30 protein-coding genes and 1 riboswitch are annotated in these 24,156 nt (G+C 64.9%); of the genes, 12 read left to right on the top strand and 18 right to left on the bottom strand.

Translation table 11 applies throughout. The features are described 5' to 3' along the window. Positions 1–32 precede the first annotated feature (32 nt). The 7 genes from ACX93L_RS12370 to ACX93L_RS12340 form a co-directional block, all read right to left on the bottom strand. Positions 33–278 carry a hypothetical protein gene (locus ACX93L_RS12370; RefSeq protein WP_459405109.1) on the bottom strand — a complete coding sequence of 82 codons (246 nt, stop codon included), beginning with the start codon at positions 276–278 and terminating at the stop codon, positions 33–35. A 117-nt stretch (positions 279–395) separates the two neighbouring features. After that, positions 396–518 (bottom strand): hypothetical protein, encoded by a 123-nt coding sequence (locus ACX93L_RS12365; protein ID WP_459405108.1) that lies wholly within the window; start codon positions 516–518, stop codon positions 396–398. Positions 519–583: 65 nt separating this feature from the next. Then, the gene (locus ACX93L_RS12360) at positions 584–880 is read right to left on the bottom strand and encodes a hypothetical protein (RefSeq protein WP_459405107.1); all 297 of its coding nucleotides are present in this window, start codon (positions 878–880) and stop codon (positions 584–586) included. 143 nt (positions 881–1,023) lie between these two features. Beyond that, the gene (locus ACX93L_RS12355; RefSeq protein WP_459405106.1) at positions 1,024–1,281 is read right to left on the bottom strand and encodes a hypothetical protein; all 258 of its coding nucleotides are present in this window, start codon (positions 1,279–1,281) and stop codon (positions 1,024–1,026) included. Continuing rightward, complete coding sequence (locus ACX93L_RS12350; protein WP_459405105.1) at positions 1,282–1,584, bottom strand: hypothetical protein; 303 nt, start codon at positions 1,582–1,584, stop codon at positions 1,282–1,284. A 283-nt stretch (positions 1,585–1,867) separates the two neighbouring features. Next, complete coding sequence (locus ACX93L_RS12345; protein WP_459405104.1) at positions 1,868–2,734, bottom strand: polysaccharide deacetylase family protein; 867 nt, start codon at positions 2,732–2,734, stop codon at positions 1,868–1,870. 246 nt (positions 2,735–2,980) lie between these two features. Continuing rightward, positions 2,981–3,271, bottom strand: a complete 291-nt coding sequence (locus ACX93L_RS12340; RefSeq protein WP_459405103.1) for a hypothetical protein — start codon at positions 3,269–3,271, stop codon at positions 2,981–2,983. 222 nt (positions 3,272–3,493) lie between these two features. Here ACX93L_RS12340 and ACX93L_RS12335 point away from each other — a divergent pair, with 222 nt between their 5' ends. Then, a complete protein-coding gene (locus ACX93L_RS12335; RefSeq protein ID WP_459405102.1) occupies positions 3,494–4,654 on the top strand; it encodes an AI-2E family transporter in 1,161 nt (386 codons plus the stop codon). Between the two features lie 165 nt (positions 4,655–4,819). After that, entirely contained in the window at positions 4,820–6,106 is a 1,287-nt protein-coding gene (locus tag ACX93L_RS12330) for an NAD(P)/FAD-dependent oxidoreductase (protein ID WP_459405101.1), read from the top strand. A 156-nt stretch (positions 6,107–6,262) separates the two neighbouring features. Here ACX93L_RS12330 and ACX93L_RS12325 read toward each other — a convergent pair whose 3' ends face one another. The 3 genes from ACX93L_RS12325 to ACX93L_RS12315 all read right to left on the bottom strand — a co-directional run bounded on the left by ACX93L_RS12325 (position 6,263) and on the right by ACX93L_RS12315 (position 11,404). Further along, the gene (locus tag ACX93L_RS12325) at positions 6,263–8,197 is read right to left on the bottom strand and encodes a putative bifunctional diguanylate cyclase/phosphodiesterase (protein WP_459405100.1); all 1,935 of its coding nucleotides are present in this window, start codon (positions 8,195–8,197) and stop codon (positions 6,263–6,265) included. A 152-nt stretch (positions 8,198–8,349) separates the two neighbouring features. Beyond that, positions 8,350–10,284 carry a putative bifunctional diguanylate cyclase/phosphodiesterase gene (locus ACX93L_RS12320; protein ID WP_459405099.1) on the bottom strand — a complete coding sequence of 645 codons (1,935 nt, stop codon included), beginning with the start codon at positions 10,282–10,284 and terminating at the stop codon, positions 8,350–8,352. 193 nt (positions 10,285–10,477) lie between these two features. Further along, positions 10,478–11,404 carry a bestrophin family protein gene (locus tag ACX93L_RS12315; RefSeq protein ID WP_459405098.1) on the bottom strand — a complete coding sequence of 309 codons (927 nt, stop codon included), beginning with the start codon at positions 11,402–11,404 and terminating at the stop codon, positions 10,478–10,480. A gap of 206 nt (positions 11,405–11,610) precedes the next feature. Between ACX93L_RS12315 and ACX93L_RS12310 the strand changes: the two genes are divergently transcribed. Next, the gene (locus ACX93L_RS12310) at positions 11,611–12,459 is read left to right on the top strand and encodes a metallophosphoesterase (RefSeq protein WP_459405097.1); all 849 of its coding nucleotides are present in this window, start codon (positions 11,611–11,613) and stop codon (positions 12,457–12,459) included. A 2-nt stretch (positions 12,460–12,461) separates the two neighbouring features. Here ACX93L_RS12310 and ACX93L_RS12305 read toward each other — a convergent pair whose 3' ends face one another. Beyond that, positions 12,462–13,157, bottom strand: coding sequence for a helix-turn-helix transcriptional regulator (locus tag ACX93L_RS12305; protein WP_459405096.1), 696 nt, complete (start codon positions 13,155–13,157; stop codon positions 12,462–12,464). Between the two features lie 128 nt (positions 13,158–13,285). Here ACX93L_RS12305 and ACX93L_RS12300 point away from each other — a divergent pair, with 128 nt between their 5' ends. From ACX93L_RS12300 to ACX93L_RS12270, 7 genes are all read left to right on the top strand, one after another. Next, positions 13,286–13,921, top strand: coding sequence for a LysE family translocator (locus ACX93L_RS12300; RefSeq protein WP_459405095.1), 636 nt, complete (start codon positions 13,286–13,288; stop codon positions 13,919–13,921). 169 nt (positions 13,922–14,090) lie between these two features. Further along, entirely contained in the window at positions 14,091–14,534 is a 444-nt protein-coding gene (locus ACX93L_RS12295) for a c-type cytochrome (RefSeq protein ID WP_459405094.1), read from the top strand. A 98-nt stretch (positions 14,535–14,632) separates the two neighbouring features. Beyond that, the gene (locus ACX93L_RS12290; protein ID WP_459405093.1) at positions 14,633–15,550 is read left to right on the top strand and encodes a c-type cytochrome; all 918 of its coding nucleotides are present in this window, start codon (positions 14,633–14,635) and stop codon (positions 15,548–15,550) included. A gap of 334 nt (positions 15,551–15,884) precedes the next feature. Continuing rightward, positions 15,885–16,109: a hypothetical protein gene (locus tag ACX93L_RS12285; protein ID WP_169595464.1), complete on the top strand. Its 225-nt coding sequence runs from the start codon at positions 15,885–15,887 to the stop codon at positions 16,107–16,109. An 81-nt stretch (positions 16,110–16,190) separates the two neighbouring features. Then, positions 16,191–16,401, top strand: a riboswitch (cobalamin riboswitch). A 127-nt stretch (positions 16,402–16,528) separates the two neighbouring features. Next, positions 16,529–16,705: a CbtB domain-containing protein gene (locus tag ACX93L_RS12280; RefSeq protein ID WP_459405092.1), complete on the top strand. Its 177-nt coding sequence runs from the start codon at positions 16,529–16,531 to the stop codon at positions 16,703–16,705. A gap of 10 nt (positions 16,706–16,715) precedes the next feature. Continuing rightward, positions 16,716–17,450: a CbtA family protein gene (locus ACX93L_RS12275; protein ID WP_459405091.1), complete on the top strand. Its 735-nt coding sequence runs from the start codon at positions 16,716–16,718 to the stop codon at positions 17,448–17,450. A gap of 7 nt (positions 17,451–17,457) precedes the next feature. Continuing rightward, a complete protein-coding gene (locus ACX93L_RS12270) occupies positions 17,458–17,736 on the top strand; it encodes a hypothetical protein (protein ID WP_459405090.1) in 279 nt (92 codons plus the stop codon). Between the two features lie 55 nt (positions 17,737–17,791). Here ACX93L_RS12270 and ACX93L_RS12265 read toward each other — a convergent pair whose 3' ends face one another. Together ACX93L_RS12265 and ACX93L_RS12260 are read right to left on the bottom strand one after the other, a co-directional pair. Beyond that, positions 17,792–18,370: a DJ-1/PfpI family protein gene (locus tag ACX93L_RS12265; RefSeq protein WP_459405089.1), complete on the bottom strand. Its 579-nt coding sequence runs from the start codon at positions 18,368–18,370 to the stop codon at positions 17,792–17,794. A 40-nt stretch (positions 18,371–18,410) separates the two neighbouring features. Then, positions 18,411–18,899 (bottom strand): GNAT family N-acetyltransferase, encoded by a 489-nt coding sequence (locus ACX93L_RS12260; RefSeq protein WP_459405088.1) that lies wholly within the window; start codon positions 18,897–18,899, stop codon positions 18,411–18,413. 239 nt (positions 18,900–19,138) lie between these two features. Between ACX93L_RS12260 and ACX93L_RS12255 the strand changes: the two genes are divergently transcribed. Continuing rightward, on the top strand, positions 19,139–20,674 hold the full coding sequence (locus tag ACX93L_RS12255; RefSeq protein WP_459405087.1) for a cryptochrome/photolyase family protein: 1,536 nt from the start codon (positions 19,139–19,141) through the stop codon (positions 20,672–20,674). Between the two features lie 18 nt (positions 20,675–20,692). On the opposite strand, the gene ACX93L_RS12250 is transcribed toward ACX93L_RS12255, so the two are convergent. Together ACX93L_RS12250 and ACX93L_RS12245 are read right to left on the bottom strand one after the other, a co-directional pair. Continuing rightward, positions 20,693–21,151 (bottom strand): cupin domain-containing protein, encoded by a 459-nt coding sequence (locus ACX93L_RS12250; RefSeq protein WP_459405086.1) that lies wholly within the window; start codon positions 21,149–21,151, stop codon positions 20,693–20,695. 14 nt (positions 21,152–21,165) lie between these two features. Next, a complete protein-coding gene (locus ACX93L_RS12245) occupies positions 21,166–21,579 on the bottom strand; it encodes a MerR family transcriptional regulator (protein WP_459405085.1) in 414 nt (137 codons plus the stop codon). A gap of 83 nt (positions 21,580–21,662) precedes the next feature. On the opposite strand from ACX93L_RS12245, the gene ACX93L_RS12240 reads away from it, so the two are divergent. Continuing rightward, positions 21,663–22,424 carry a cation transporter gene (locus ACX93L_RS12240; RefSeq protein ID WP_459405084.1) on the top strand — a complete coding sequence of 254 codons (762 nt, stop codon included), beginning with the start codon at positions 21,663–21,665 and terminating at the stop codon, positions 22,422–22,424. Positions 22,425–22,520: 96 nt separating this feature from the next. Here ACX93L_RS12240 and ACX93L_RS12235 read toward each other — a convergent pair whose 3' ends face one another. The 3 genes from ACX93L_RS12235 to ACX93L_RS12225 all read right to left on the bottom strand — a co-directional run bounded on the left by ACX93L_RS12235 (position 22,521) and on the right by ACX93L_RS12225 (position 24,145). Further along, positions 22,521–22,841, bottom strand: coding sequence for a hypothetical protein (locus tag ACX93L_RS12235; RefSeq protein ID WP_459405083.1), 321 nt, complete (start codon positions 22,839–22,841; stop codon positions 22,521–22,523). A 173-nt stretch (positions 22,842–23,014) separates the two neighbouring features. Then, complete coding sequence (locus tag ACX93L_RS12230; protein WP_459405082.1) at positions 23,015–23,542, bottom strand: hypothetical protein; 528 nt, start codon at positions 23,540–23,542, stop codon at positions 23,015–23,017. A gap of 81 nt (positions 23,543–23,623) precedes the next feature. Next, positions 23,624–24,145, bottom strand: a complete 522-nt coding sequence (locus ACX93L_RS12225) for a DUF1697 domain-containing protein (protein ID WP_459405081.1) — start codon at positions 24,143–24,145, stop codon at positions 23,624–23,626. Positions 24,146–24,156 lie beyond the last annotated feature (11 nt).

Genomic DNA, 24,156 nt, shown 5'->3' with positions numbered 1-24,156 from the left:
CAACCTCCTTGCGAAGAGGCCGTCGCCACCGATCATTTTCCCCGACGGGCAAACGGATAGCCAGGATCGTCGTAGAGCATGCGGATCTGCCGGTCGTCGAAACGGTCGTCATCGACTTCCAGCACCGAGCCCAGCAGGCGAGACCCGGGTATTTCCTCGATCGCGAAGCGGACCGCTTCGGCGGCCGTGTCGAAACGCCTGTAGCGGGGGCCGCGGGTCTGCCGCAGTTTGCGGCCGACAAAAAGTCCGGCACCCGTCGTGTAGTCGAATTTGATCATGCTTGTTCTCCCTTCCTGCCGCGGATACGGCATGGCGTCATGGCACGCGGACAGCGGCACCCGATCCCGGTGTGCCGAGAATGGCCCAATGCCAAGCCAGGGGAACGGCTGCGGCCGTCAGGATTTCTTGTCGGTGGCCATCTTCACCTGCGCGCCCATCAGGGGCTCCCGCGCCTTGACGGCCTTTTCCTTCTTGGGTTTTCGAACTTCGCGCGTGCTTCTTACCTGACCCTTGGCCATGGTTTCCTCCTGTGTTGATCGACGTCGGATGCGTTCGGGCGTCACGAGACTACCCGTAACAACACCTATTGTTCCCCGATCGAAGGGGAAGAGCGGGTGCCGGAGAAAGGTTCTTCAAGCGAATCCGCCAGGACATATGCCTCGGGGCGCCGGGCGGACAGCGCCAACCGGCCGACGGCCTTGCCGGAGAAATCCGGAAACACGGCGAAATCCATTTCGGGTCCCGCATTGCGGAAACCGGGCTCCTGGGTGGGACGATCTACCATCAGGAGTGCGCAGAGCGCTAGATTTTCCCGGTAACCCAGCATGCCGGTTCTGACGAGATTTCGCGATAGGCTCGAAGGATAAAAGTCGGAAGACATATCGTCCTCCTTTCGTTGGGGCCGGGGTTCAAATCCCCGAGCCAGCAGCGCCCTTGACGTAGCTGCTGATGCCATTGCATGCGCCTATTTCGCCTGCTGCGCAAGGACTATGGTGGCGGTGCCCCATCAAAGGCGATCGCCGGTCAGGCGTGTCTCGTCCAAGCATCGCCGGGCTCGGTCGTTTTGAGCTGATCGTAGATGGACGAATGAAACGGTCCGATTGTCCGTGCCAGTGTTGCGAGCGGGTGTTCGTTCAAGACTTCGGTCATTTCCAACGCGTCGCGTTCGCGAAGCCTGCAGACGTCCCGGTAGCCGATCTCACAAACCCGGCCCGTCAGAGTGTCGATGACGCTCCACGTGCCGCTGGTGTCTTCCTGGCATTCATATCTGTGCGCGAACATTCACTTATCCTCCTTGTTCGAGGGAAGGCGCTTCACGGCCACGGCTTCAACGCTTCCGCCTTCCTGCTCCCAGGCCTCGATTTCTGCAGCCTGGTTCAGATCGCGAGTGTCCGGATAGTCTTCGAGGCCGATCATGGCGGCCTTGATCTGCCGGATCGCGGTTCTCTCGGCGGCGAAATCGCCGCCGGCCATCGCCGTAAGCTCCCTCGTCGAATAGGCGGCCCGTCGCAGGAGGCGCATGAGAACGCCCTGCCGGTAGGTTCCCTCGTCCGCGGTCACACTGAAGCGGCGAACAATCACCATATCCAGCCTCCCGTCGTCATGAAGAGAACCAGGCCGAAGCTCACCGCAACGGCCAACGCACCGAAAGGGAGCGAATCCAACGTTCCATGGATGTGCTGACGAATGGAAGACATGACGTCCTCCTTTTCCTTGGGGCGAAGGCATGCAGCCCCCGGCCGACAGCGCCCTCTTAAAGTGCCATCGATCAGGAACGATGCGCCTCAATTGCGTTCACAGCAAGGCCCCGGGTGAACCGGCATCCCGATTTCGACGACGGTCCCGTAACCGGACCAGCCGCGTCTCCTCAGCCGTCATCCCCGACGGCCGCGACCGCATCGGCTTCCACCTCGCTCAGCTTCAAAAACCGGGCACCGCGTTCCTTGAGCGCCGCCAGGCCTTCGGCGACGCCCTGTCCGGCCGGGTGGGTCGGCTGGTTGACGTGGGCGATGATGACGTCGCCGTCGCGGGCGGCGGCGATGCGGCGGGTGGCGGTTTTGGCGGCGACCGATGCGCCGTCGTCGGCATTCAGGGAATAGCCGGCGATACGGTAGCCCATCGCCCGGATCTCGGCGGCCGAGGCCGGGGTGTAGCGGGCGGTCGCGCCGCGGAACCACCGGGGTGCGGCAAGGCCGGCGTCGGTGATGAAGCGGGCGCCTTCGTCGACTTCCTTGCGGACCGCATCCATCGAGCCTGCGGCGGCAATCCCGTAGACGGTGCCGGACAGGTCGATCGCCGGCACATGGTTCAGCCCGTGGTTCTCGACCTCGAAGAGATCGGGCCGGGCGGCGATGAGGGCTAGCGCCTCGTGGTTCTTGCGGATCCAGCGGCCGGTGACGAAGAAGGTCGCCGGGATTTCCTCGGCGATCAGCAAATCGAGGATGCGGCGGTCTGTAGCGCCGGAACAGGCGTCCAGCGTCAGCGCGACCTGGGGAGCGGCGTTTCCACCCTTTGGAACATGGAGTTTCGGCTCGATCAGGCGACCCGCTCTGATCGGCGGCAAGACCGGGGCCGGCGGCGAAAGCGGCGGGGCGGCGGCCGGTCGGCCCGACAGGTCGCCGGCGACGGGCGGGACGGAACCCGCGGCATCCGCTGCGGCAGACACGGCCGTCGCGCGGGTGGAGGCTAGGCCGCAGAGGAGACAGGCGCAGAAGGCGCGACGGGAAAGACGCATGACGGAGGACCGCGGACAAGGGGGAAGATGGTGCGTGAGGCTCGTCGTTCAGACTAGCGCGGGAAACGCCGAAATTGTGGCAGTGCAGCAGAATAGCCGCAACGGCCGGGCGACGGCGGAGGCGGAGAGCGATCCGAACGGACCGGAGCGCTCTTGCGGACAGGCCCGGCGAGGCGTTGCCTGCCGCTTTGCCGCCAGGCACCTGCGCGGCTGGATCTGTGGCCAAGGGGGGCCTTCGTCTCCCCGTCAGGGCGTCTCGGCGGCATAGATCAGTCCGGGCTGCACGATCCATTCGCCAGTCTTGAGCGACAGGACGTCGAAACGACCGGTGGCGTCGCGCGGCGCAACGCCGGCGAAGCGATAACGGCCTCCTTCGGCGTCGACGACGCACTCAAGGATGGGCCGGCCGGCGAGATGGCCGATGACCCGACCCTGGTGTTCGACATCCGCCAGCACATAATATTCGACGGGATGGCTCCGGCTGATCCGCGGGACGGGATCGGATGCGGTCTTCCGAGGCTTCCTGTCCGTCATCATCGGCACCTCCAAAAGGGGCGTGCGGGCGCGCGCCGCATCTCGCCGCCGTCACCCGTCAACTCGTGCAGTCGCCCGTCAGATAGCCTGGCCAGGCATCAGAATTCGCTCGGGAAGATCGGTCGGGCGCATAAGGAAAACGTAAGATCCCATGGCCCGACCGGTCGTTCAGGGAACACTCGGCCTCCTGCCGCGTTGTCCGGCATCTTCACCGGGGTAACGAGCATGGGCGACAGGACGAACGGATCGGGCCGGGGCCGCGAGGCGATGGCGCGCGCGGCGATCGAAACCGTGCCGGGGCCGTTCAAGGGGCCGGCGTCGCGTCGGACTTATCATCGGGTGCGGGTGCGCAAGACGGCGCTCGACCTCGCGCTGATCTGGTCGGTGATCGGCATTTTTGCGATCATGGCGGTGGCCGCCGTCTATCTCGCGGCCAGCGTGCTCATGCCGATCACGTTTGCCATCGTCATCGGGCTGATCCTCGGGGTGGCGGCCGACCGGCTGGGCGCGCTCGGCATTCCGCCGATGCTCACCGCGCTGATCCTGTCCACGCTCTTTGCCATGCTGCTGTTCTTCACCGCCAACACGCTGATCGGGCCGCTCACCGAGCTTGCCGGCCTTGCCCCGGCCATGGTCGAGTCGGTGATCGAGCGGATCCTTCCCTATCTCGAAAAGATCGAATGGCTGCATATCTCGCGGTTCAGCTTCACCTCGGGGCCGGTGACGCCGGAGGCGCTGATCGAGAACACCGGCAGCGTACTCACCACCTTTGCCACCCATGTAACGCCGGCCGTCGTGCAGGGGCTGATCTTCTTCGCCGCGCTGCTGCTTTTTCTCGGCAGCCGGCTGACCATCCGCAAGACGCTGATCATCGCCTTCCGCGACCGGGCGCGGCGGCTTGCGGCGATCCGCACGCTCAATTCGATCGAGCAGGCGCTCGGCTTCTATTTTGCCACCGCCTCGCTGCTCTATGCGGTGGTGGGCGTCGCCATGGTGCTGATCTCGTGGGTCGGCGGGCTCAGCATGCCGGTGCTTTGGGGCTTCTTCGCCTTCCTTTCGAGCTTCATCCCCTTCCTCGGCGTCACCGCGATGACGCTGGCACTGGCGATCGGGGGCCTGGTCACCCATGATTCGCTGTTCATGGCACTTTCTCCCGCGCTCGCCTTCTTCATCGTGCACATGGTGATGGAAAACCTGGTGACGCCGGCGGTGATGGGGCGGCGGCTGGAGATCAACCCGTTCGCCGTCTTCGTCGCCATCATCTTCTGGACCTGGATGTGGGGGGCGGTCGGCGCCGTACTCGCCGTACCGCTGTCGCTGATCGCGCTCACCATCGCCAACGAGCTTTTGCCGAGCCAGAAGATCCAGCCGAACCTTCCCGGCTGAAATCCGCTTTCCCCCTTTTTTGCCGGCAATCGCCTCCCCCGCCAAGGATTTGACGGGGGACAAGTTTTTTTGCGCTCAGTTGACGAACGTCAAATTATATCTACGTAGCTTCGTATATATTGTTTATAATATGTGTTTCCGAATGTGCAAATGGGAGGTTGCTACATGGCGCATGTCGTCGTTCTCGGTGCCGGTCTGGGCGGTACCATCATGGCCTATGAGTTGAGGGACAACCTGTCGCGAGGTGACCGCGTCAGCATCATCAACAAGGGCTCGAAATACTCCTTCGTTCCGTCCAACCCCTGGGTCGCCGTCGGTTGGCGCGACCGCGAAAGCATCGAGGTGGATCTCGAGCCGGCGTGCAAGAAGCGCGACATCGGGCTCTATCCGCAGGGCGCCAAGCGGCTGCATGCCGCCGACAACCGCATCGAGCTCACCGACGGCTCCTTCGTCGACTACGACTACCTGGTGATCGCGACAGGCCCGGAACTCGCCTTCGACGAGATCCCCGGCTTCGGCCCCGAGGCCAACACGCAGTCGGTCTGCCATATCGACCATGCGCTCTCCGCCAAGGCCGCCTTCGAAAAGCTGGTCGCCAAGCCCGGCCCGGTCGTCATCGGCGCCGTGCAGGGCGCGTCCTGCTACGGCCCGGCCTATGAATTCGCTTTCATCCTGGAAAAGGCGCTGCGCGACGCCAAGGTGCGCGACAAGGTGCCGATGACCTTCGTCACCTCCGAACCCTATATCGGCCATCTCGGCCTCGACGGGGTGGGCGACACCAAGGGGCTGCTCGAAAGCGCGATGCGCTCCAAGCACATCAAGTGGATCACCAATTCCAAGGTGCAGAAATTCGAGGCCGACAAGGTGACCGTCGAGGAGGTCAACGACGACGGCACGACCAAGACGATCCACGAGGTTCCTTCCGCCTATACGATGATGCTGCCGGCGTTTCGCGGCGTCGAGGCGGTGCGTGACATCGAGGGGCTGACCAATCCGCGCGGCTTCATCCTGGTCGACAAGCACCAGCAGAACGGCAAGTTCCAGAACGTGTTCGCCGTCGGCGTCTGCGTGGCGATCGCGCCCACCGGCAAGACGCCGGTGCCGGTCGGCGTGCCGAAGACCGGTTTCATGATCGAGAGCATGGTGACGGCGACCGCCAAGAACATCGCGCGGCTGGCGCGCGGCGAGAAGCCGAATGCCGAGGGCTCCTGGAACGCGGTCTGCCTCGCCGACTTCGGCGACGGGGGCATCGCCTTCGTTGCCCAGCCGCAGATCCCGCCGCGCAACGTCAACTGGTCGTCGCAGGGCAAGTGGGTGCATGCCGCCAAGATCGGCTTCGAGAAATACTTCCTGCACAAGATCAAGAGTGGGATGGCCGAGCCCTTCTACGAGAAGCTGGCGCTGCAGGTGCTCGGCATCGACAAGCTGAAGGCCGTCAAGTTCGACGACTGAGGCCGGCAATGCCGGGCGCGCAGGTGCTGCGTCCGGACCGCGTCTTCATTGCCCCGGAAACGACATGGCCAACGGCGGCCCATCCCCCTCGCCCGCGGTCCGTTTCCGGGGTTCTTTTCATCTGGAAGAGCGGGCTGCCCGCGCAAAAGCCCTCTGTCAGGAGGCTTTGAGATCCCCGCACGCCATCTCGGCGTCGAGATAGTCTCCCGCCGCAGCGGCGGTCATCGGGCGCCCGAAGTGATAGCCCTGGATATAGCGGGCACCGGCGGCGCGTACGGTGTCGACCTCGTTCGCCGTCTCGACGCCCTCGACGATGCATTCGACGCCGAGATTGGCGCAGAGTTCGATGATGGCGCGCAGGATGCCGAAGCCGACGGCCTCGTCCTCGCCGAGACGGACGACGAAATTGCGGTCGGTCTTGATCTTGTGCAGCGGGAAGCGGTGGATATAGCCGAAGCTCGAATAGCCGGAACCGAAATCGTCGAGCGCGATGCGGCAGCCGAGTGCGGCCAGCATCTCCATCGAGGCACGCGCCTTTTCGAAATCGGACATCATCGCCGTTTCGGTGAGTTCGAAGGTAACGCGCTCGGGCGCCACGCCGCTTTCCCCGACGATGGTGCAGAGCCTGGCGATCGCCGCGGTGGAGACCAGGTCGACGGCCGAGAGGTTGAACGACAGGCCGATTTCCTGCGGCCAGGCGGCGGCGGCGGTCAGGGCCTTGCGGAGCAGGATTTCCGACACCCTCTCGATCAGGCCGGAGCGTTCGGCGGCGGCGATGAATACGTCGGGCGTGACCGGCCCCAGGACGGCGCTCTGCCAGCGGGCCAGCGCCTCGAAGGCGACCGGACGGTTGCGCATGACGTCGTATTGCGGCTGGAACAGGAGGTAGAGCTCCGCCTCGAGATCGCTGTCGCGCAGGACCTGCTTAACCCGACTCACGTCACGCATTTCCGCCTCGTAACGGGCGGAAAAGACGACAGCCGAACCGCGGCGCTCCCGTTTGGCGCGATAGAGCGCGTAATCGGCCCGCTCGTAGAGTTCGCCCACGGTGCGGCCATTCGTCGGGTAATGGGCAAAGCCGACCGAACCGGAGACGGTGAGGCTGCGGCCGGCGACGGCGAATGGCCGGCCAAGCGCCTCGCAGATCGCCCGGCCCAGCGTGTCGAGACCTGCCGCCGTCAGCGGCCGGCGCACGAGCACGCCAAACTCGTCGCCGCCGAGGCGGGCTATCAGGCAGTCCTCGGGACAGATTTCGCGCAGGCGCTCAGAAACCTCCACGAGAAGCTGGTCGCCGACGGCATGGCCATAGACGTCGTTGACCGCCTTGAAGCCGTCGAGGTCAATGAGGCCGATATGGGCGGTCTCGCCCGAGAGGTCGGCGATGACCATTCGTTCAAGTGCGGAGAAGAAGTGACGGCGGTTGGGAAGGCCGGTCAGTGCGTCGCGTTCGGCCTGGATCTCGGCGCGCTGGCGCAGACGGTCGGCAACGAGCCTTGCCCGCACGGCATTCATGATCGCGCCGCGCATCAGTATCGCCATGCCGGTCGCTGCGAAGGCGCCGGCGATGCTCACGAAGGAATAGTAGAGCAGCGTTTCCGGCCCCATGGCCCAGGCAGCGGCGAGCATGGTGGCGAGTGCCAGCGAGCAGCCGGCAACGATGAGACGCACGCTGATGGCGACCGCGGCCGTCAGGATGAACAGCAGCAGGAAGAAGACGAGGTTCGCCTGGTGGAAGGCGATGTAGAGGATGTTGCAGCAGTTCAGGTAGATCAGCAGCAGTACGACGGCGCCGATCAGTTCGAGGCGGGCGAAGCTGGCGTCGCGCCGGGCGAGCAGTCGCCGGCAGACGAAGGCGGTGACGGCGGTCGCGCCCGACAAAGCCGACAGCTTCAGGGCCTGGGGCAAGGGACTGAGAAAGAAGTTCGGAACGATGACCAGCGTGTAGAAGAGCACAACCGGCAGCATGAAACCGCGGATGATGGGGCGAAAGGTCTTCGCCATCTCGGCCCGCAGCGTCTCCCGGGAAAGATTGCCGACATCGGCCGTCACGGCATCCGACTGCCGGAGCCCTGTTTGACCTCTCCCGTTCATGCTCGCGTTTCTTTCTGTCAAGTGTTCCGGTCGGGCCGACGTCATGCGGCAGGGATCGCAACACGGTCATCAGGCCAGCGCATATTACGGATCATCTATTTAGAACCCCTAAATATTCATGGGCTCCATGGCGACCGGCTCGAGGTCCGGCATCAGCCGGCGACGGCCAGGATCTCGCCTTCGCCGCGAGCGGCGATGAGTTCGGCAGCTTCGGCGGCCCCCATGGGCCGGCCGTGGAGATAGCCCTGCACGTAGCGGATGCCGGCCGACTGGACACTGCGCATCTCCTCTTCCGTCTCGATGCCCTCGGCCAGGCATTCGACGCCGAGATTGGCGCAGAGTTCGGCAATCGCGCGCAGGATGTTGAGGCCGACGACATTGTCCTCGGCAAGGCGGGTGACGAAGCAGCGGTCGGTCTTGATCCGGTGGAGCGGGAAGCGGTGGATGTAGCCGAAGCTCGAATAGCCGGCACCGAAATCGTCGAGCGCGATCTTGCAGCCCATGTCGGCCAGCGCGACGAGCGAGTCGCGGGCGCGTTCGAAGTCGCTCACCACCACGCTTTCGGTGATTTCGAAAGTCAGGCGTTCAGGCGCAATGCCGCTTTCGCGGACGATGCGCATCACATTGGCGATCGACCGCGAGGAGACGAGATCGAGCGGCGAGAGGTTGAAGGAAAGCGTGATGCTTTCCGGCCAGGTGACCGCGGCGGCAAGCGCCTTTTCGAGCAGGATGCCGGTGACGCGCTCGATCATGCCGGTGCGCTCGGCGGCAGCGATGAAGAGACCGGGATTGACGAGCCCCAGCGTCGGGCTGTTCCAGCGCGCCAAAGCCTCGAACCCGGAAATGCGCCCCTTGAGAATGTCGTATTGCGGTTGGAAGACGGTGCAGAGTTCCCGCACGAGATCGGCGTTGCGCAGCGTCTGCTCGATGCGGCCGCAATCACTCATCTCGGCCTCATGGCGCTCGCTGAAGATGACCACGTCGCCGCGGGTGGCACGCTTGGCACAGTAGAGTGCATGGTCGGCGCGTTCGTAGATCTGCCGGGCGGTGACACCGTTCGTCGGATAGTGGGCAAAGCCGATCGAGCCGGAAATGGCGATCGGGATGTCGGAAATGGTGAAGGGCCGGCGCAAAGCCTCGCAGATCGCGGTGCCGAGATGCATCAGTGCGTCTTCTGAGAGCGGTCGGGTGATCGCCAGGGCGAACTCGTCGCCGCCGAGCCGTGCGACCATGTAGTCCGGCGGGCAGGCGCGGCGGATGCGGCGGCTGACCTCGACCAGCAGGTCGTCGCCGACGGCATGGCCATAAAGGTCGTTGACCGGCTTGAAGCCGTCGAGGTCGATGATGCCGACATACGTGCCCGCTGCGGGCGACGCCATCAGCTGTTCCAGCGTGGCGAAGAAGTTGCGCCGGTTGGGAAGGCCCGTCAGCGCATCGAAATCGGCCTGCCGCTCGGCCCGCCGGCGCAGCGCATCGGCCGTAACGCGGGCGCGCACGGCACGCAGGATCGCACCGCGCATCAGCGTCGCCATGCCGACCGCGGCAAAGGCGCCGGCCAGCCCGATGAAGGCATATTGCAGGAAGACATCGCCCCCGGCGCGGTCCGCCATCCACAGCATGGTGGCGAGCGCCACGCTCCCGCCCAGCGCCACGACGCGGAAGCTGACGCCGGAGGTCGAGCAGACCATGATCAGCAGGACGAAATAGACGAGCTTCGTCGGCTCGAAATGGATCGACTGGAAGGTGACGATGTTCATGTAGATCAGCAGGTTCATCGTCAGGCTGGCGGCTTCCAGCGCGCGGAAATCGACGCGGCGGGCGAGCCAGACATTGCGCAGGCCGAAGGCGATGATCGCGGTCAGGAAGGACAGCCCGCCGAGGGTCAGGAAGTTTTCCCAGGTCTCGTAGAAGAAATGGGCAACCGTGATGATCGCATAGTAGCAGATAGCCGGGATCAGGAAGCCGCGCACGATCGGGAGATAGGCGATAACCATCTGCTCGCGCAGGTTCTCCCCCGACAGCGCATCGCTGTCGAGCTCCTCCGGCGGGGACAATTCGGGATAATGGTCTCTAGAAGGCGCGAGCATGGACAGATCCGATGAAAACGTGACGTGACATCGTCTGAAGCAGCTCTCATGCCGCCGGAGATAGCAACCGTATCAATCCAGACAGCGTGAGAAGTAACAGGGACTCATTTAGGAAGTATAAATGGATTAGAAGGGCCATCGGATCGCGACGGCCCCACCCAATACGCTGCCGATGCTGCCCACAACATCAGCTCTACATCAATAGGTAGTCCTTCGGTGCAGGCAGTGCCGGCAAATCGGTTTCGCCGAGAGCTTCGCGCAGGTTGATCTCGATCGTTTCTGCAAGCGCGCCGATCGGCAGATCGTTGGGCAGTTCGCCGAAGGGCTCCTCCAGCTCGTCCCCCAGCGCATCGAGGCCGAAAAAGGTATAGGCGACCAGCGCGACGGCAAACGGGGTCAGCCAGCCGAGCATGTCGGCAAAACCGAAGGGTAGAAGGAAACAGAAGATGTAGGCGGTGCGGTGCAGAAGCAGCGTGTAGCCGAAGGGCACCGGCGTCAGGCGGATGCGCTCGCAGGCCGAAAGGACGGCGCCCATATCCTTCAGCGTGGCATCGAAGAGGCCGAACTCGATGTCGCTCAGGCGACCGCGACCTTTCAGGCCGGCCAGCACGCCGCCCATGCGGCGGAGGATGAAGTCCGGCGGATTGCGGCTGGCGAGGAAAGCGGCATGTTCGTCCGGTTGCAGCCGGCCGAGGATGCGGCCAGGGTCGCCGCCCGGACGCAGGTGGACCAGAAGCGCATAGGCAAAGGCGATCGCCAGGTCGAGCAGGCGCCGGCGCGGCGCGGGTTCCCGATCATCGCCCCGATCTTCGAGGATCAGCGACTGGCGCGCCAGCGAACGCGCGGCGAGGATCAACAGCCCCCAGTCCTTGCGCGCCTCCCACCAGCGGTCGTAGCAGGCATTGTTGCGGAAGCCGAGAAAGATCGAAAGCGCAATGCCGACGAGCGCCAAAGGCGCGCTGTTGAAGCCTGGAACGAGGCCCGGCCAGAAGCCATGGGCCCAGACCACCGCCGCCGAGAGCAGCAGGACGAAGAGCACCTGCGGAAATATCATCGGCAGGACGGAGCCGCGCAGGATGAAGAAGAGGGCAAAGAGGCTGGGGCGCTTGCGGACGATCATGGGACGAGACCTGTGCGTGATTTTCCGGCTGTCGATCTCGACTTCATAGGTCTTTTTCGGCGCGCGTCCACGACAAAGAGAGGGATAGAAATGCGTGAACGCCGGAGCCGGACCGCGGAGCAATCGAACGCTCGATGTCGCCAGGCGTCACACGACTGTCATCCGGCCCGCCTATGTGCGTCCATTCCTTTCATCACGTATCCGACATGCTCCCCGACACGACATCCCCCCTTCTCCGCTTCGGCGTAATCGCCGACCCGCAATATGCCCCCGTCGAACCGAATACCCGGCTCGACCGTCACTATGCCAGGAGCCTTGAGAAGCTTGGCGCAGCGATCGAGAAGTTGAACGGCGAGGCGCTCGACTTCGTCGTCACGCTCGGCGACGTGATCGACCGGGACTGGGAGAATTTCGACGCCGTGCTCGAGGTCTATCGCACGCTCCGGCACGACTGCCTGTTCCTGCCCGGCAACCATGATTTCGCGGTCGCCGCCGACCGGCTCGCCAGCGTCCATGCGAAGCTCGGCATGCCGGCGCCCTATCACGACTTCGTCCGCAACGGCGTGCGGCTGATCCTCACCGACGGCAACGAGGTTTCGCTGTTTGCGCCGCCGCTCGACGACCCGCGTCGCGGCGAAGCCGCCACCCGGCTTGCGGCCCTGACGGAAGCCGGCGCGATCAACGCGCAAACCTGGAATGCGGGGATGAGCGCCGCCCAGACCGAGTGGATCCGGCAGCGGCTTGGCCTTGCGGAGGCGGCCGGCGAGCAGGCGATCGTGCTCGGGCATTATCCGCTCTATCCGGTCAGCGACCACAATCTGTGGGGTGCGGAAGAGGTATCGGCGATGATTGCGGCTTCGCCGGCAGCCATCGGCTATTTCTGCGGTCATAACCACGCCGGCAATTACGGACGGCTCGGCGACACGCATTTCGTCAACTTCAAGGGCATGGTCGACACGGAAGCCGAGAACGCCTTCGCGATCGTCGCCGTTCATCCCGACCGCATCGAGATCACCGGCTTCGGCCGGGAAGAGAGCCGGACGCTCGGGCTCTAGGGTCAGCCGACCGGCGGGCCGTTCGTCCAGCCGGCGGCCCAGGCTTCCCGCAAGGCGTCGCCCTCGCCACGGAAGAACTGTTCGAGCGGTTCGCATTCCTCGACCCGGTCGGCCCGGAAGTTGCGGATCGCCCGGCGCAGCTCGCACCAGGCGACGATGACGGCGGTTTCGGAGTAATAGACCAGCGCCAGCGGCCGGACGACACGCTCGGTGGCACTGCCCATCTCGTCGCGATAATCGAGGAGCAGTTTTCGTTCGTCGCGGATCGCGGCGCGCACCAAAGCGAGGTCGATGCCCTCCGGCGCGGGCGCGATCGTGCCCCAGGCCTTCAGCGCATCACCGGCCAGCACGCGGCGCAGCGGCTCGGGCACGGCGGCGGCGATCTTGGCGTTGACGCCCTTGGCCGCCTGTTTCAGACCGATGTCCGCCGTGCGCTCCAGGAGCGCCAGGCCGAGCACGATCGCCTCGGTCTCCTCGACGGAAAACATCAGCGGCGGCATGTCGAAGCCCGGCCGGAGGATATAACCCAGCCCGCGCTCGCCCTCGATCGGCACGCGCATCGCCTGCAGGGCGGCAATGTCCCGGTAGATGGAGCGCGGCGTCACTTCCAGCCGCTCGGCGATCTCGGCGGCGGTCACCACGCGCCGGGATGTCCTGAGAATCTGGATGATCTCGAAGAGCCGCGAGGCCTTGCGCATTTTTCCCGCTCCCGCCGAACGCAACTGACACAAGCATGTCAGTTGGCCGACGCTATGGGAAGCCGAAACCGGCTGATTTTGCGCCGGAAACATGATTTTCGCCTTTCCGCACCCATGAGGATACTGACATGACCTATACCGACAATCTGTGGCTCTTCCTGGTGCTGATCGCCGGCATCATCATCGTCCCGGGCATGGACATGCTCTATGTGCTGGTGAGCGCGCTTTCCGGCGGGCGGCGGGCCGGGCTGGTCGCGACCTCGGGCATGATGACCGGCGGCATGGTGCACACGCTTTACGGCACGCTCGGCACCGGCATCCTGATTGCGCTGGCGCCGCGGCTGTTCCTGCCGATCCTGGTCGCCGGCGCGCTCTACATGGCATGGATCGGCGTCACGCTGGTGCGCAGTGCCATCACCGTCGCCGCGGTCGACCAGGCACCCGCACCTGCGCTCCGGCAGACCTTTCGGCGCGCGGTGGCGACCTGCCTGCTCAATCCCAAAGCTTATCTGTTCGTCATCGCGGTCTATCCGCAATTCGTCAAACCGGCCTATGGCCCGGTCTGGATGCAGGGCCTCGTGCTCGGGGCGATGACCATGGCGACGCAGGCGCTGGTCTACGGCGGCGTGGCGCTGGCGGCCGACCGGGCGCGGCTGACGCTGACCGGCAATCCGGCGGCGACGATCTGGGTCGGGCGCGGCGCGGGAGCCCTGCTGGTCGCTGCGGCGGCGCTGACGCTCTGGCAGGGGCTGCAAGGCGGATGAAATGCGATCACGCGAAAATTGCCGATAACAATCAGACAATTGACCGAAGCCCGGCCATTCACCGGAATGTGACTTCATTCCGCCATGCCAATTCGGCAAACATCGACGCGCGCATGTCCGCACCCCAAACCGCCGGTTCGGCCGGCCGCCAAGATGGAGATACTCCCCGATGAAGCTGAAACTTGTCATGGCCGGCGTCCTCGCCAGTGCACTCAGCATGACCGTCGCGATTGCCGCAGACGAGCCTCAGGTCGTCCGCCAGGAAATGATGAAGAAGGTCGGCGGCGCAATGGGCGCCATCGGCGCGATCGTGAAAGGCGAGAAGCCGTTCGACGCGGAGGTCGTCAAGGCCTCGCTGACCACCATGGCAGAGGTCGGCAAGGATTTCCCGAACCACTTCCCGGCCGGTTCCGAAGTGGGCCTCGACACGGAAGCCAGCCCGAAGATCTGGGAAGCCATGGATGACTTCAAGGCGAAGTCCGCCGATCTGGTCAAGGCTGCCGAAGGCCAGCTCGCCCAGCTGCCGACCGACCAGGCCAGCACCGGCGCGACGATGAAGGCGGTCGGCGCGACCTGTGGCGCCTGTCATGAGACCTATCGCCTGAAGAAATAAGGCGAACCAAGACGATCCCGGCAGCGTTTCCCGTCGTTCACCGGGGCGCGCTGCCGGGATTTCCGCTTTCGGCAGGGATCAGGATCGAAGAGGTCGCCATGACATCGAAATGGCTCAAGGGGTTCGGTGCGCTGGTGGCGCTCGGCGTTGTCGGCGGGGCCGGCTTTCTGTTCATGACGGCGCCCGCGCGACAGGATCCGTCCGCCTGGGCCGACCTCGGCGAACCTGACCTCGAGAACGGCCGGCAGGTGTTCTTCGCCGGCGGCTGCACGAGCTGTCATTCACCGGCGAAATCGGAGGGCGATGCACGCCTCGTGCTGTCCGGAGGCGCACCGCTCACGAGCCCGTTCGGCACCTTCCACGCCCCCAACATCTCGCCCAGCCCCACGGCCGGTATCGGCGCCTGGACGCTCGCCGAATTCGGCGACGCGATGACCCGCGGCGTCGGCCGCGACGGCGAGCACCTCTATCCGTCCTTCCCCTACGGTTCCTATGCCCGGATGGCGCCGAAGGACATCAACGACCTCTACGGCTTCATGAAGACGCTGCCGGCAAGCGACACCGTTGCGCCGGAACACGAACTGCCCTTCCCCTTCAACATCCGGCTTTCGCTCGGGGGCTGGAAGTTCCTCTATTTCAACGACCGGCCGCGGGTCGAGATCGCCAATGCCGACGAGACGGTGAAACGCGGCCAGTATCTGGTCGAGGGCCCCGGCCATTGCGGCGAATGCCACACGCCGCGCGACGCGCTTGGCGGCTTCAAGGCCGGCCAGTGGCTGGCCGGCGGCCCCAACCCGGAAGGCGAAGGCACGATCCCCAACATCACCCCCGGCTCGAAGAGCATCGGCTCGTGGACGGCCGGCGACATCGCCAGCTATCTCGAGACCGGCTTCACCCCCGACTTCGACAGCGTCGGCGGCTCGATGGTCGAGGTACAGAAGAACATGGCCGAGCTCACCGCCGCCGACCGCGAGGCGATCGCCGCCTACCTCAAGGCCGTGCCCGCGGTGCCGTGAGGCTTGTGGGCGGGGCGGCGCCGCTAGGCCGGACTGCAGAGCCCCTTACCCCCGAGGGCGCCGCGCGCCCCTTTGGCGTAGCCCCCGCACATTTACCCCCAAACCCAACCCCTTGCTGCCCCTCACCCTGCCCCTCCCCCCGCGCATGGGGAGAGGGGACGGCCACGGCCGTGCCGCTTGTCCCTTCTCCCCGTGACGACGGGGAGAAGGTGCCGGCAGGCGGATGAGGGGCGAAAACCGGAATCGGCAACCGCCTTCCTCTTTCCCTCCAGCATCGCGCAAGGCTCGACGGACAGAGTGACCCGCATCACAAAAAGAGAACAGGGACGGAGACATGAGCATCGAACGCAGACGAATGGAAAGCGCACTCCGCTCGCTGCTCGACAGTCATCCGGATCCGGCCCTGCACCGCTGGGTGGATCAGACTGTGCAGGCGTTCGAAAAGCGGCTTTCCAACATCGTCGATCCGCGTGAACGCGATCACGCGCAGCGGGCAGCACTCGTGCTGATCAAGACCACCCTGCAGCAATGGGCAGAAAATCCGCCCGTGCGCCACTAAGGTCCGAACAGACCAGACTTTTTCCCTCACCGTCTCGGTCGGGCTCGCATGCATGCGATTGACTTTTGCGGTTCGCGACCGCAATAGTGGCCAAGATGGTTCCCCAGAAGCGGCGCTTCGGGGATTAATAGGGAACACGATAGGGACGACCCTGACGGGGCTCGATTCGTGGCTGCCCCCGCAACTGTGAGCGGCGAACGCCTGGACGACGATGCCACTGGAGCAATCCGGGAAGGCTGTCCGGGGGTCATGACCCGCAAGCCAGGAGACCTGCCATCAGCTGTCGTCGCCTGCCGGACGGGGTGTTCGGAAGACAGGGAGCGTGTACGGCCCGGATCATCGATCCGAAGCTGTGTCCGGCCCCGATCTTCTCCTCCTCCCCGGTCGTCGTCACTCATCGCTATCGTTCGGAGGGAATCATGTCCGTCAACACCATCACCGCATCCGCCTCGTCTTCGGCCAGCCGCTTTGCGCCGGCCCTGCTCAGCGTCTTCTTCGGCCTGTTCATCGTCGGCTTCGTCGGCTTCTCGCCGATGGAAGTGGTTCACAACGCCGCTCACGACGCGCGCCACGCCAACGCCTTCCCCTGCCACTGAGGGAGAGCTGATGTCACTGTTTCGTTCGCTCGTCTTCACTTCGGTGCTGGTCGGGCTGATCGTCGGAACGGTGGTCACGCTTGCGCAATTCCTGGGAACCACGCCGCTCATTCTGTCGGCCGAAGTCTTTGAGGGCGGTGACGCGGCCGAGAGCCACGACGCCGGCCAGGGAACTGTTGCGGCCCATGACCACGGCGACGCAGCCGCCACCGAAGCGCACGACCATCACAGCGCCGACGCCTGGGCTCCGGCCGACGGCATCGAGCGCAATGCCTACACGCTTGTCGCCAATATCCTGACGGCCACCGGTTTCGCACTGGTGCTGAACGGCCTGATGCAGATCTCGGGCCGGCAGAGCGACTGGCGTAACGGCCTGATCTGGGGTCTCTGCGGCTTCGTCGTGGTGATGCTCGCACCCGGTTTCGGGCTCCATCCGGAACTGCCGGGCACGCCGGCCGCACCGCTTCTCAACCGCCAGGTCTGGTGGGTGGGCACAGCGCTTTCGACGGCGGCAGGCCTTGCCCTGCTGTTCTTCCAGCGCAAGCCTTGGGCGGCGGCCGCGGCCATCGTGCTCATCGCATTGCCGCACGTGATCGGTGCACCGCTGCCGCCGGACGGCGAACACGCGCTTGCACCCGAGGCGATGTCGCATCGCTTCGTCGTCGTGGCGACGCTGACGAGCCTGCTGTTCTGGGCCCTGCTCGGCGCATTGAGCGGCCACTTCCGTCGCCGCTTCGAGGCCTGACCACGGCATGGCAGGCACGCCCTGCCCCGAATTCGACTGGCGCATCGACCTCGATGCGCTGGTCTTTAAACACCCGGCGTCCGGCAGCCGGTGTTTTGTGCACAGGCTCGCCTTTCGCAGCCTGACCGGAGAGCCCTCCCCCAGCCGGGAAACCTGCATCGACTGGTTTACCGCGCATCACGACGCTTTCACGACCGCCGCCGCGGCAAAGGCCGCGCACGGGGCCTCTGCCGGAAATGCCTTCAATCTCAACAGCCGCGACATCAGGCGCGCGTCACGCCCCTAAAGGATTTCCGGAAGTTCCGGACGGAAAACCGCTCCTCACCCTTTCTCGGATTTCGTCAGGCTTTCGGCGTGCGGTGTTCGGCGGAAAAGGCCGAAAGCTCGGCTTCGGCTTCCGGCGTCCAGAGATCGAGCGCCTTCAGCACCGCCTCGGCAAAGGTATCCGGCGCGGAGCCGGCGGCGGTCACGATCTTGCCGTCGGAGACCGCCTGCGGCTGATCGCGATAAAGCGCGGTACCCTTGTAGGCCGGATAGCGCTGATGGGAGGCAAGCGAATTGCCGGTATGGGCGACATCATTCAGCACGCCGGTCGCGGCGAGCGCGCTGGCTGCGGCGCAGATCCCCGCGACGACCTTGTCTGCGGCGCGGAAGCCGGTGGCAAGGGCGGTGAAATCGAAGGCCTGGCCCTTTTCCCAGGCATAGCCGCCGGGAATCACCAGTGCATCGAAGCGTGCCGGATCGATCTCGGCAAAGCCGATGTCGGGCGCGACCTTCAGGCCGCCCATCGAGACGACCGGGGCGCCGTCGGGCGAGGCGGTGAGCACCTCACAGCCGAGATAATATCGGGCGGCGGCCATCAGGAGCGCGGGCTCCCAATCGGCGAAATCGGCCTGCAGGGCAACGACGATGCGGGGCATGGCTCATTCTCCTCGAACATCAAAAAGGGCGCGAGGGCGCTCAGGAGAGCGCCTGCAGGTAGCGCATGCCGGTGACCGGCCGCGGCACGAAGTCCATGTGCTCGTAGAAACGGTGGGCGGCGAAATTGCCGGTGGCGGCACTGACCGAAAGGTAGTCGCAACCGGCCTGGCGGGCAATCTCTTTGGCGCGGGCGACGAGATGCTGGCCGATGCCGTTACCGCGCTGGCCGTCATGGACATAGAGGTGATGCAGATCCATGCCGCGCTTGCCTTCCTGGGCCCTGTAGAGCGGCACGAGAATGGCGTAGCCGATCAGACCCTCGCCGCCGTCGGCGACCAGAGCAGTGATCCACGGCATCGGGCCGAAGAGGTCACGCTCGAGCTTTTCCGGCGTCATGGCGGAGGCATCGCCATGATGGCTGGCGAGCGAGGCAATCATCTGATTGAGTTCGGGCAGGTCGTGGCGCTTGGCGGCACGGATGACCACGACCGGAGGCCGCGGCAGGGTGATATCTGTATCTTCGGTCATTTTCGCTTCCCTTGTTTCGTATCGCCGTCAGGGGAAGCTTTTTGTCTTAAAAACAACAAGGCCGCCTGACGGCGGCCTGTTGACATGATGATCTGTCGAGCCGCCGGTTACCGGTAGGCCCAAAAATACGTGCAGGTGATGGGTGCGCGTGCGTCGATCATGGGCGGGATCAATGCGCCGATTTCAATCGATTGTCAAGGCGGAGTGATCCGACCCTCGATCCACCACGTTCTCGGCACATGACCACGCTCCATCTCGTCCTCGGCGACCAGCTCAGCCGCACCCTCTCTTGCCTGCGGGACATCGATCCGAACGCCTCCGTGGTTCTGATGGCCGAGGTGATGACCGAAGCGCGCTATGTCCGCCATCACAAGAAGAAGATCGCCTTCCTCTTTTCCGCCATGCGCCATTTCGCCGAGGAATTGCGGACGCGCGGTTTTTCCGTGCGTTACGTAAAGCTTGACGATCCCGACAACAGCCAGTCGCTCTGCGGCGAGGTCGAACGGGCGCTGGCGGCAAGCCACGCCTCGCGCGTCGTGGTGACGGAACCCGGCGAATGGCGGCTGCTGGACGAAATGCGCGGCTGGCAGGACAGGCTCGGCGTTCCGGTCGAGATCCGCGACGATGATCGCTTCCTCATCAGCCGGGCCGGCTTCGGCCGCTGGGCGGATCGCCGGCGGGAGCTCCGGATGGAGTATTTCTATCGCGACATGCGCCGCCATTTCCGCGTGCTGATGCGGGACGGGGAACCCGAAGGCGGGCAATGGAACTTCGACAAGGAGAACCGCAAGTCGCCGCCCAAGGGACTGAAGGGACCGAGACGCCTGTCGTGGCGGCACGGCGCGATCACTCGCGACGTGCTCGCGCTGGTCGAGGCGCGTTTCGTCGACCATATCGGCACGCTCACCCCCTTCCATTTCGCGGTCACGGCGGAGCAGGCGGAAGCGGAGTTCGAGCAGTTCGTCGCCGAGATTCTGCCTTCCTTCGGCGACTGGCAGGACGCGATGGTGGCGGGCGAGCCCTATCTCTTCCATTCGATGATCGCCGCCTATCTGAATGCCGGGCTGCTTTTGCCGATGGACGTGATCCGCCGGGCTGAGCGCGCCTATCTGGAGGGTGCGGCGCCGCTCAACGCAGTCGAAGGCTTCATCCGCCAGATCCTCGGCTGGCGCGAGTATGTGCGCGGCATCTACTGGCGCTTCATGCCCGACTACGCGGAGAAGAACGCGTTCGAGGCCCACCGCCCCCTGCCCGCCCTCTACTGGACGGGCGAAACCAGGATGCGCTGCATGGCCTCGGCCGTAAACGACACGATCGAGCACGCCTATTCGCACCATATCCAGCGGCTGATGCTGACCGGCAATTTCGCGCTTCTCGCCGGGCTTTCGGTGGCGGAGGTCTGTGATTGGTATCTTGCCGTCTATGCCGATGCCTATGAGTGGGTGGAGCTGCCCAACACGCTGGGCATGGCGCTCTACGCCGACGGCGGGCTGATGGCGAGCAAGCCCTATGCGGCAAGCGGCAAGTATATCGACCGCATGAGCAATTTCTGCGGCGGCTGCTCCTATGACGTGAAGGACGGCGCGGGCGAAAACGCCTGCCCGTTCAATTCGCTCTACTGGCGCTTCATCGCCGTCAACGCGGAAAAGCTCCGGAGCAACCATCGCATGGTCAACATCCTTTCCAGCTGGCGGCGGATGGACGAGGGGAAGAAGACGGCACTGCTGAAGCGAGCCGAAGACTGTTTCGGGCTACTGGAGAAGGACGCACTGTAGGGTCCGCGTTTCGATCGCCTATCGGCTGACCGGATTGCCGGCGCGGTCGGTGAGCGTCTTTTCGAAGTTTACCTTGGTGAGCCGCAGGTCCCGGTCGGCATAATGCACCACGTCGTTGGGTGAGCGGGTGCCGACCACGAGATAGGTGACATCGGCGTCGGAGCGGTTTTCCAGGCGGTGGCCGACCGGTACGCCGGCCTTGAAGGTCGCGGCATCACCGGGCCGCATCTCGGTCAGCCTGTCGCCCTCGTTCAGCGTCACGGTGCCCGAGAGAACGAAGACGAATTCGTCCTCCTGCTCGTGCCAGTGCTTGTGCGAGGAGAAGGAGCCCGGCGGCAGGGTCTCGACGAAGGCGCCGAACTGGGTGAGCCCGCCGGCATCGGACAAGAGCCGTGCCGTGTAGGCGCCGAGCTCGGCGTTGCCCCCTTCTGCCTTGCCCTCTTCCAACGGCGCGTCCTGCTGTCTGATGACCGGCATCGCCTGTTCTCCCCTCAGTGCTCGTGGTCGCACAGGCCGTGGTCGGAGAGCGCGCGGATAACATAGCAGTCGCCGACGCTGTGGGCGCCGCAATTTGTGACAATGCGTTCCAGCTCGTGTTCCAGCTTCCGCAGCCGGGCGATCTTTTCGCGCACTTCGCCAAGCTGGGCCGCGGCGATCTCGTCGGCACGCTCGCAGGGCTCGTCCGGATGACGTCCGAGCGCCAGAAGCTCGCGGATCGCCTCGATCGGAAAGCCGAGGTCGCGGGCATGGCGGATGAAGGCCAGGCGATCGAGATCGCTGCGTTCATAGCGCCGCTGGTTGCCCTCCGAGCGGTCGGGGGCATCGATCAGCCCCATCTGCTCGTAGTAACGGATGGTCGGAACCTTGACGCCGGTGCGCCGCGACAAATCGCCGATCGAGTACATTTCGTCAAAAAACCTCTTGAAGCTCTAGTCGCTATAGAGATTAGGTAAGCAACCGGACCAGTTCAAGACGGAAAGGAATCACGATGAGCGAGAGCCACGGCCATAGCCACGGGCCATTCGACGGCATGTCCGACACCTACAAGCGACGGCTCTGGGCGGTGATCTTCATCAATGCCGCGATGTTCGTCGTCGAGATGACGGCCGGCCAGCTGGCGCGCTCGCAGGCGCTGCAGGCCGATGCGCTCGATTTCTTCGCCGACGCCGTCACCTATGGCATCTCGCTCGCCGTGATCGGCGCCTCGCTCAAGGTTCGCAGCACCGCGGCGGCGGCCAAGGGCATAAGCCTGTTCTTCATGGGGTTCTGGGTGTTCGGCTCGACCGTCTGGCGGGTCTTCTTCGACGGCATGCCGGAGGCGCCGGTGATGGGTGCGATCGGCTTCATGGCGCTCGCCGCCAATGTCACCAGCGTGCTGCTCTTGATGAACTACAAGGACGGCGACGCCAATGTGCGCTCCGTCTGGCTCTGCTCGCGCAATGACGCGATCGGCAATGTCATCGTCATGATCGCGGCGCTGGGCGTCTGGGGCACCGCGACGGCCTGGCCGGACCTTGCCGTCGCCTTCATCATGGCCGGCCTCTTCCTCAACTCCTCGGCGCAGATCCTCTGGCAGTCGTGGCAGGAATGGAAGACCGGGGGTGCGGAAGCCTTCACCAAGGCGGCAAGCCAGAGCGTGTGCGGTTGCAGCCATGACCACGGACCCGATCAGGGACCGGGCCACGGGCATTCCCATGACGAAGCGCAGGGCCACGGAAAGACCGGCCACGCCCACGATCACGCGCATTGACGTGGGCCAGGCCATCGAGGCCGGCACCACCAGCTTCAGAAAACGGAAAAGGGCGCCGAGGGCGCCCTTCTTGCATTGGATCCGACACGAAACCGATCAGGCGTCGATTTCCTCGCCGCCCAGTTCGTATTCGCGGTAAAGCGCCTCGACCTTTTCGGCGACGGTCGGCAGCGCGGCCTCCTCCGAAGCGAAACTGGCATCCGACTGGACCGTCGACGCAGTCTTGCGGCCGCCTTCGACCATCCACAGGGCAGATGCCAGGTTCGACGACAGCAGCGTGCTGCTGAAGGCGGAATTGCCGCTGGCGCGCGGCTTTGCCGAAGCAGCGGAATCCGCACTGCTTTCCTCGCCGTCCTTTGCGGTATGAACGTACCGGCTATTGTATGAATAGCTGCTAAGGCCGCTATCGATCCTCATGGCAGACACTCTCGTTCCAACAATTAACCATTTGTTAACCATTGAAGCTTGCGCGAGGCTTGCGCCGCAATGCAGCAATCAGGGGTTTGAGCCGGTCGGCCGCTTGACAAAACACACCGGGCATGACGCTGCTTCGTGACGGACGTCACACGCCGCGCCACCCTGCCCTTCGCTCAAGCACGCCCCTTGCCAAGCCAGGCGTCGATGGCGGCGCCGGTGATCCGCTGGTTGTTGCGATACCAGGGATCGGTGGTGTGGAAGACCGGCTCGCGCTCGTCCCAGCCGCTGCAGGAGAAATCGGACTGACCTGCAAAGAAGGCGACGAAGTCGGTTTCATTGTCCCAGGCGGCGATGGAATCGCCGCTATGACCGCCGCCGTCGAAGATGTCGCAGAGCACCACCCGGTCGGCGCGGCGGACCAGCCCCTGGCCGCAGAAGTCGCGGTGGAATTCGACGATCAGCCCTTCGCCCTCGCCGACCGAGGCAAGCTTGCGCCAGAGCGCCGTCGCGCGCGCCTGGCCGAAGGGATCTCGGGACAACCGGTCGCGCAGATAGACCGCCCGGCGCTCCATTTCCTCGGGGCTCGCATTGATGAGCTCGTAGGGCGGTTGCCAGGGCCCGGACCGGCGGATCGAACGGAGCGCTACGACGAGCACGGTGATGATCGCCGCGAGCGCCACCAGTGGTATGACTGTCGACATGCCCGGCCCTCCCCTCGGCTGCCCCGCATCATGCCAGATCGGCGGACCGGCGGATATGGCCGCACGCAGACGTGCCAGCGCTCACGGCGTCTCCATCCCGCTGGCCAGTTCGGCGAGCCGGGCGACGGTGTTGATGTTGCGGGCGGTGCCGGCCTTGAGCACCGGAAGCTTGATCTTCGAGCGGCCGGAGCCGATCGGATAGTGCACGTAGATTTCGCGGCCGCGCACCACAGCCTCCTCGCCGTCGGGCGCGACGAGACCATTCAGCGCGGTGTCGGAAAGAGGATGCCCGAAGAAGTGCACGAAAACCCGGCTCGGCTCCATCTCCGCAAACGGGTTTGCCGCGACAAGCCGCGCGAGTTCGCCGGGCCGCCGCAGGAAGACGCCGGGTGGCTTGCCGAGACGGTCGTCGAGCGCCGCGTCGAGCCGCGCGGCGATCTCCGCCGGATCGCCACCGTCGCGGAAGACGAGGTTGCCGGACTGAATATAGGTGGAAACCTCGGTAAGGCCGAGGTCTTCGGCGATCGCCTTCAGCTCCGCCATGGGCAGTTTTCCGGTGCCGCCGACATTGATGGCGCGCAGAAGGGCGACATAAGCGGACATGGGCGTCTCCT

The sequence above is a fragment of the Rhizobium sp. CAU 1783 genome (assembly GCF_054551725.1).
The sequence above is the reverse complement of the archived record's forward strand: the minus strand, read 5'-3'. Positions and strand labels throughout refer to the sequence as shown.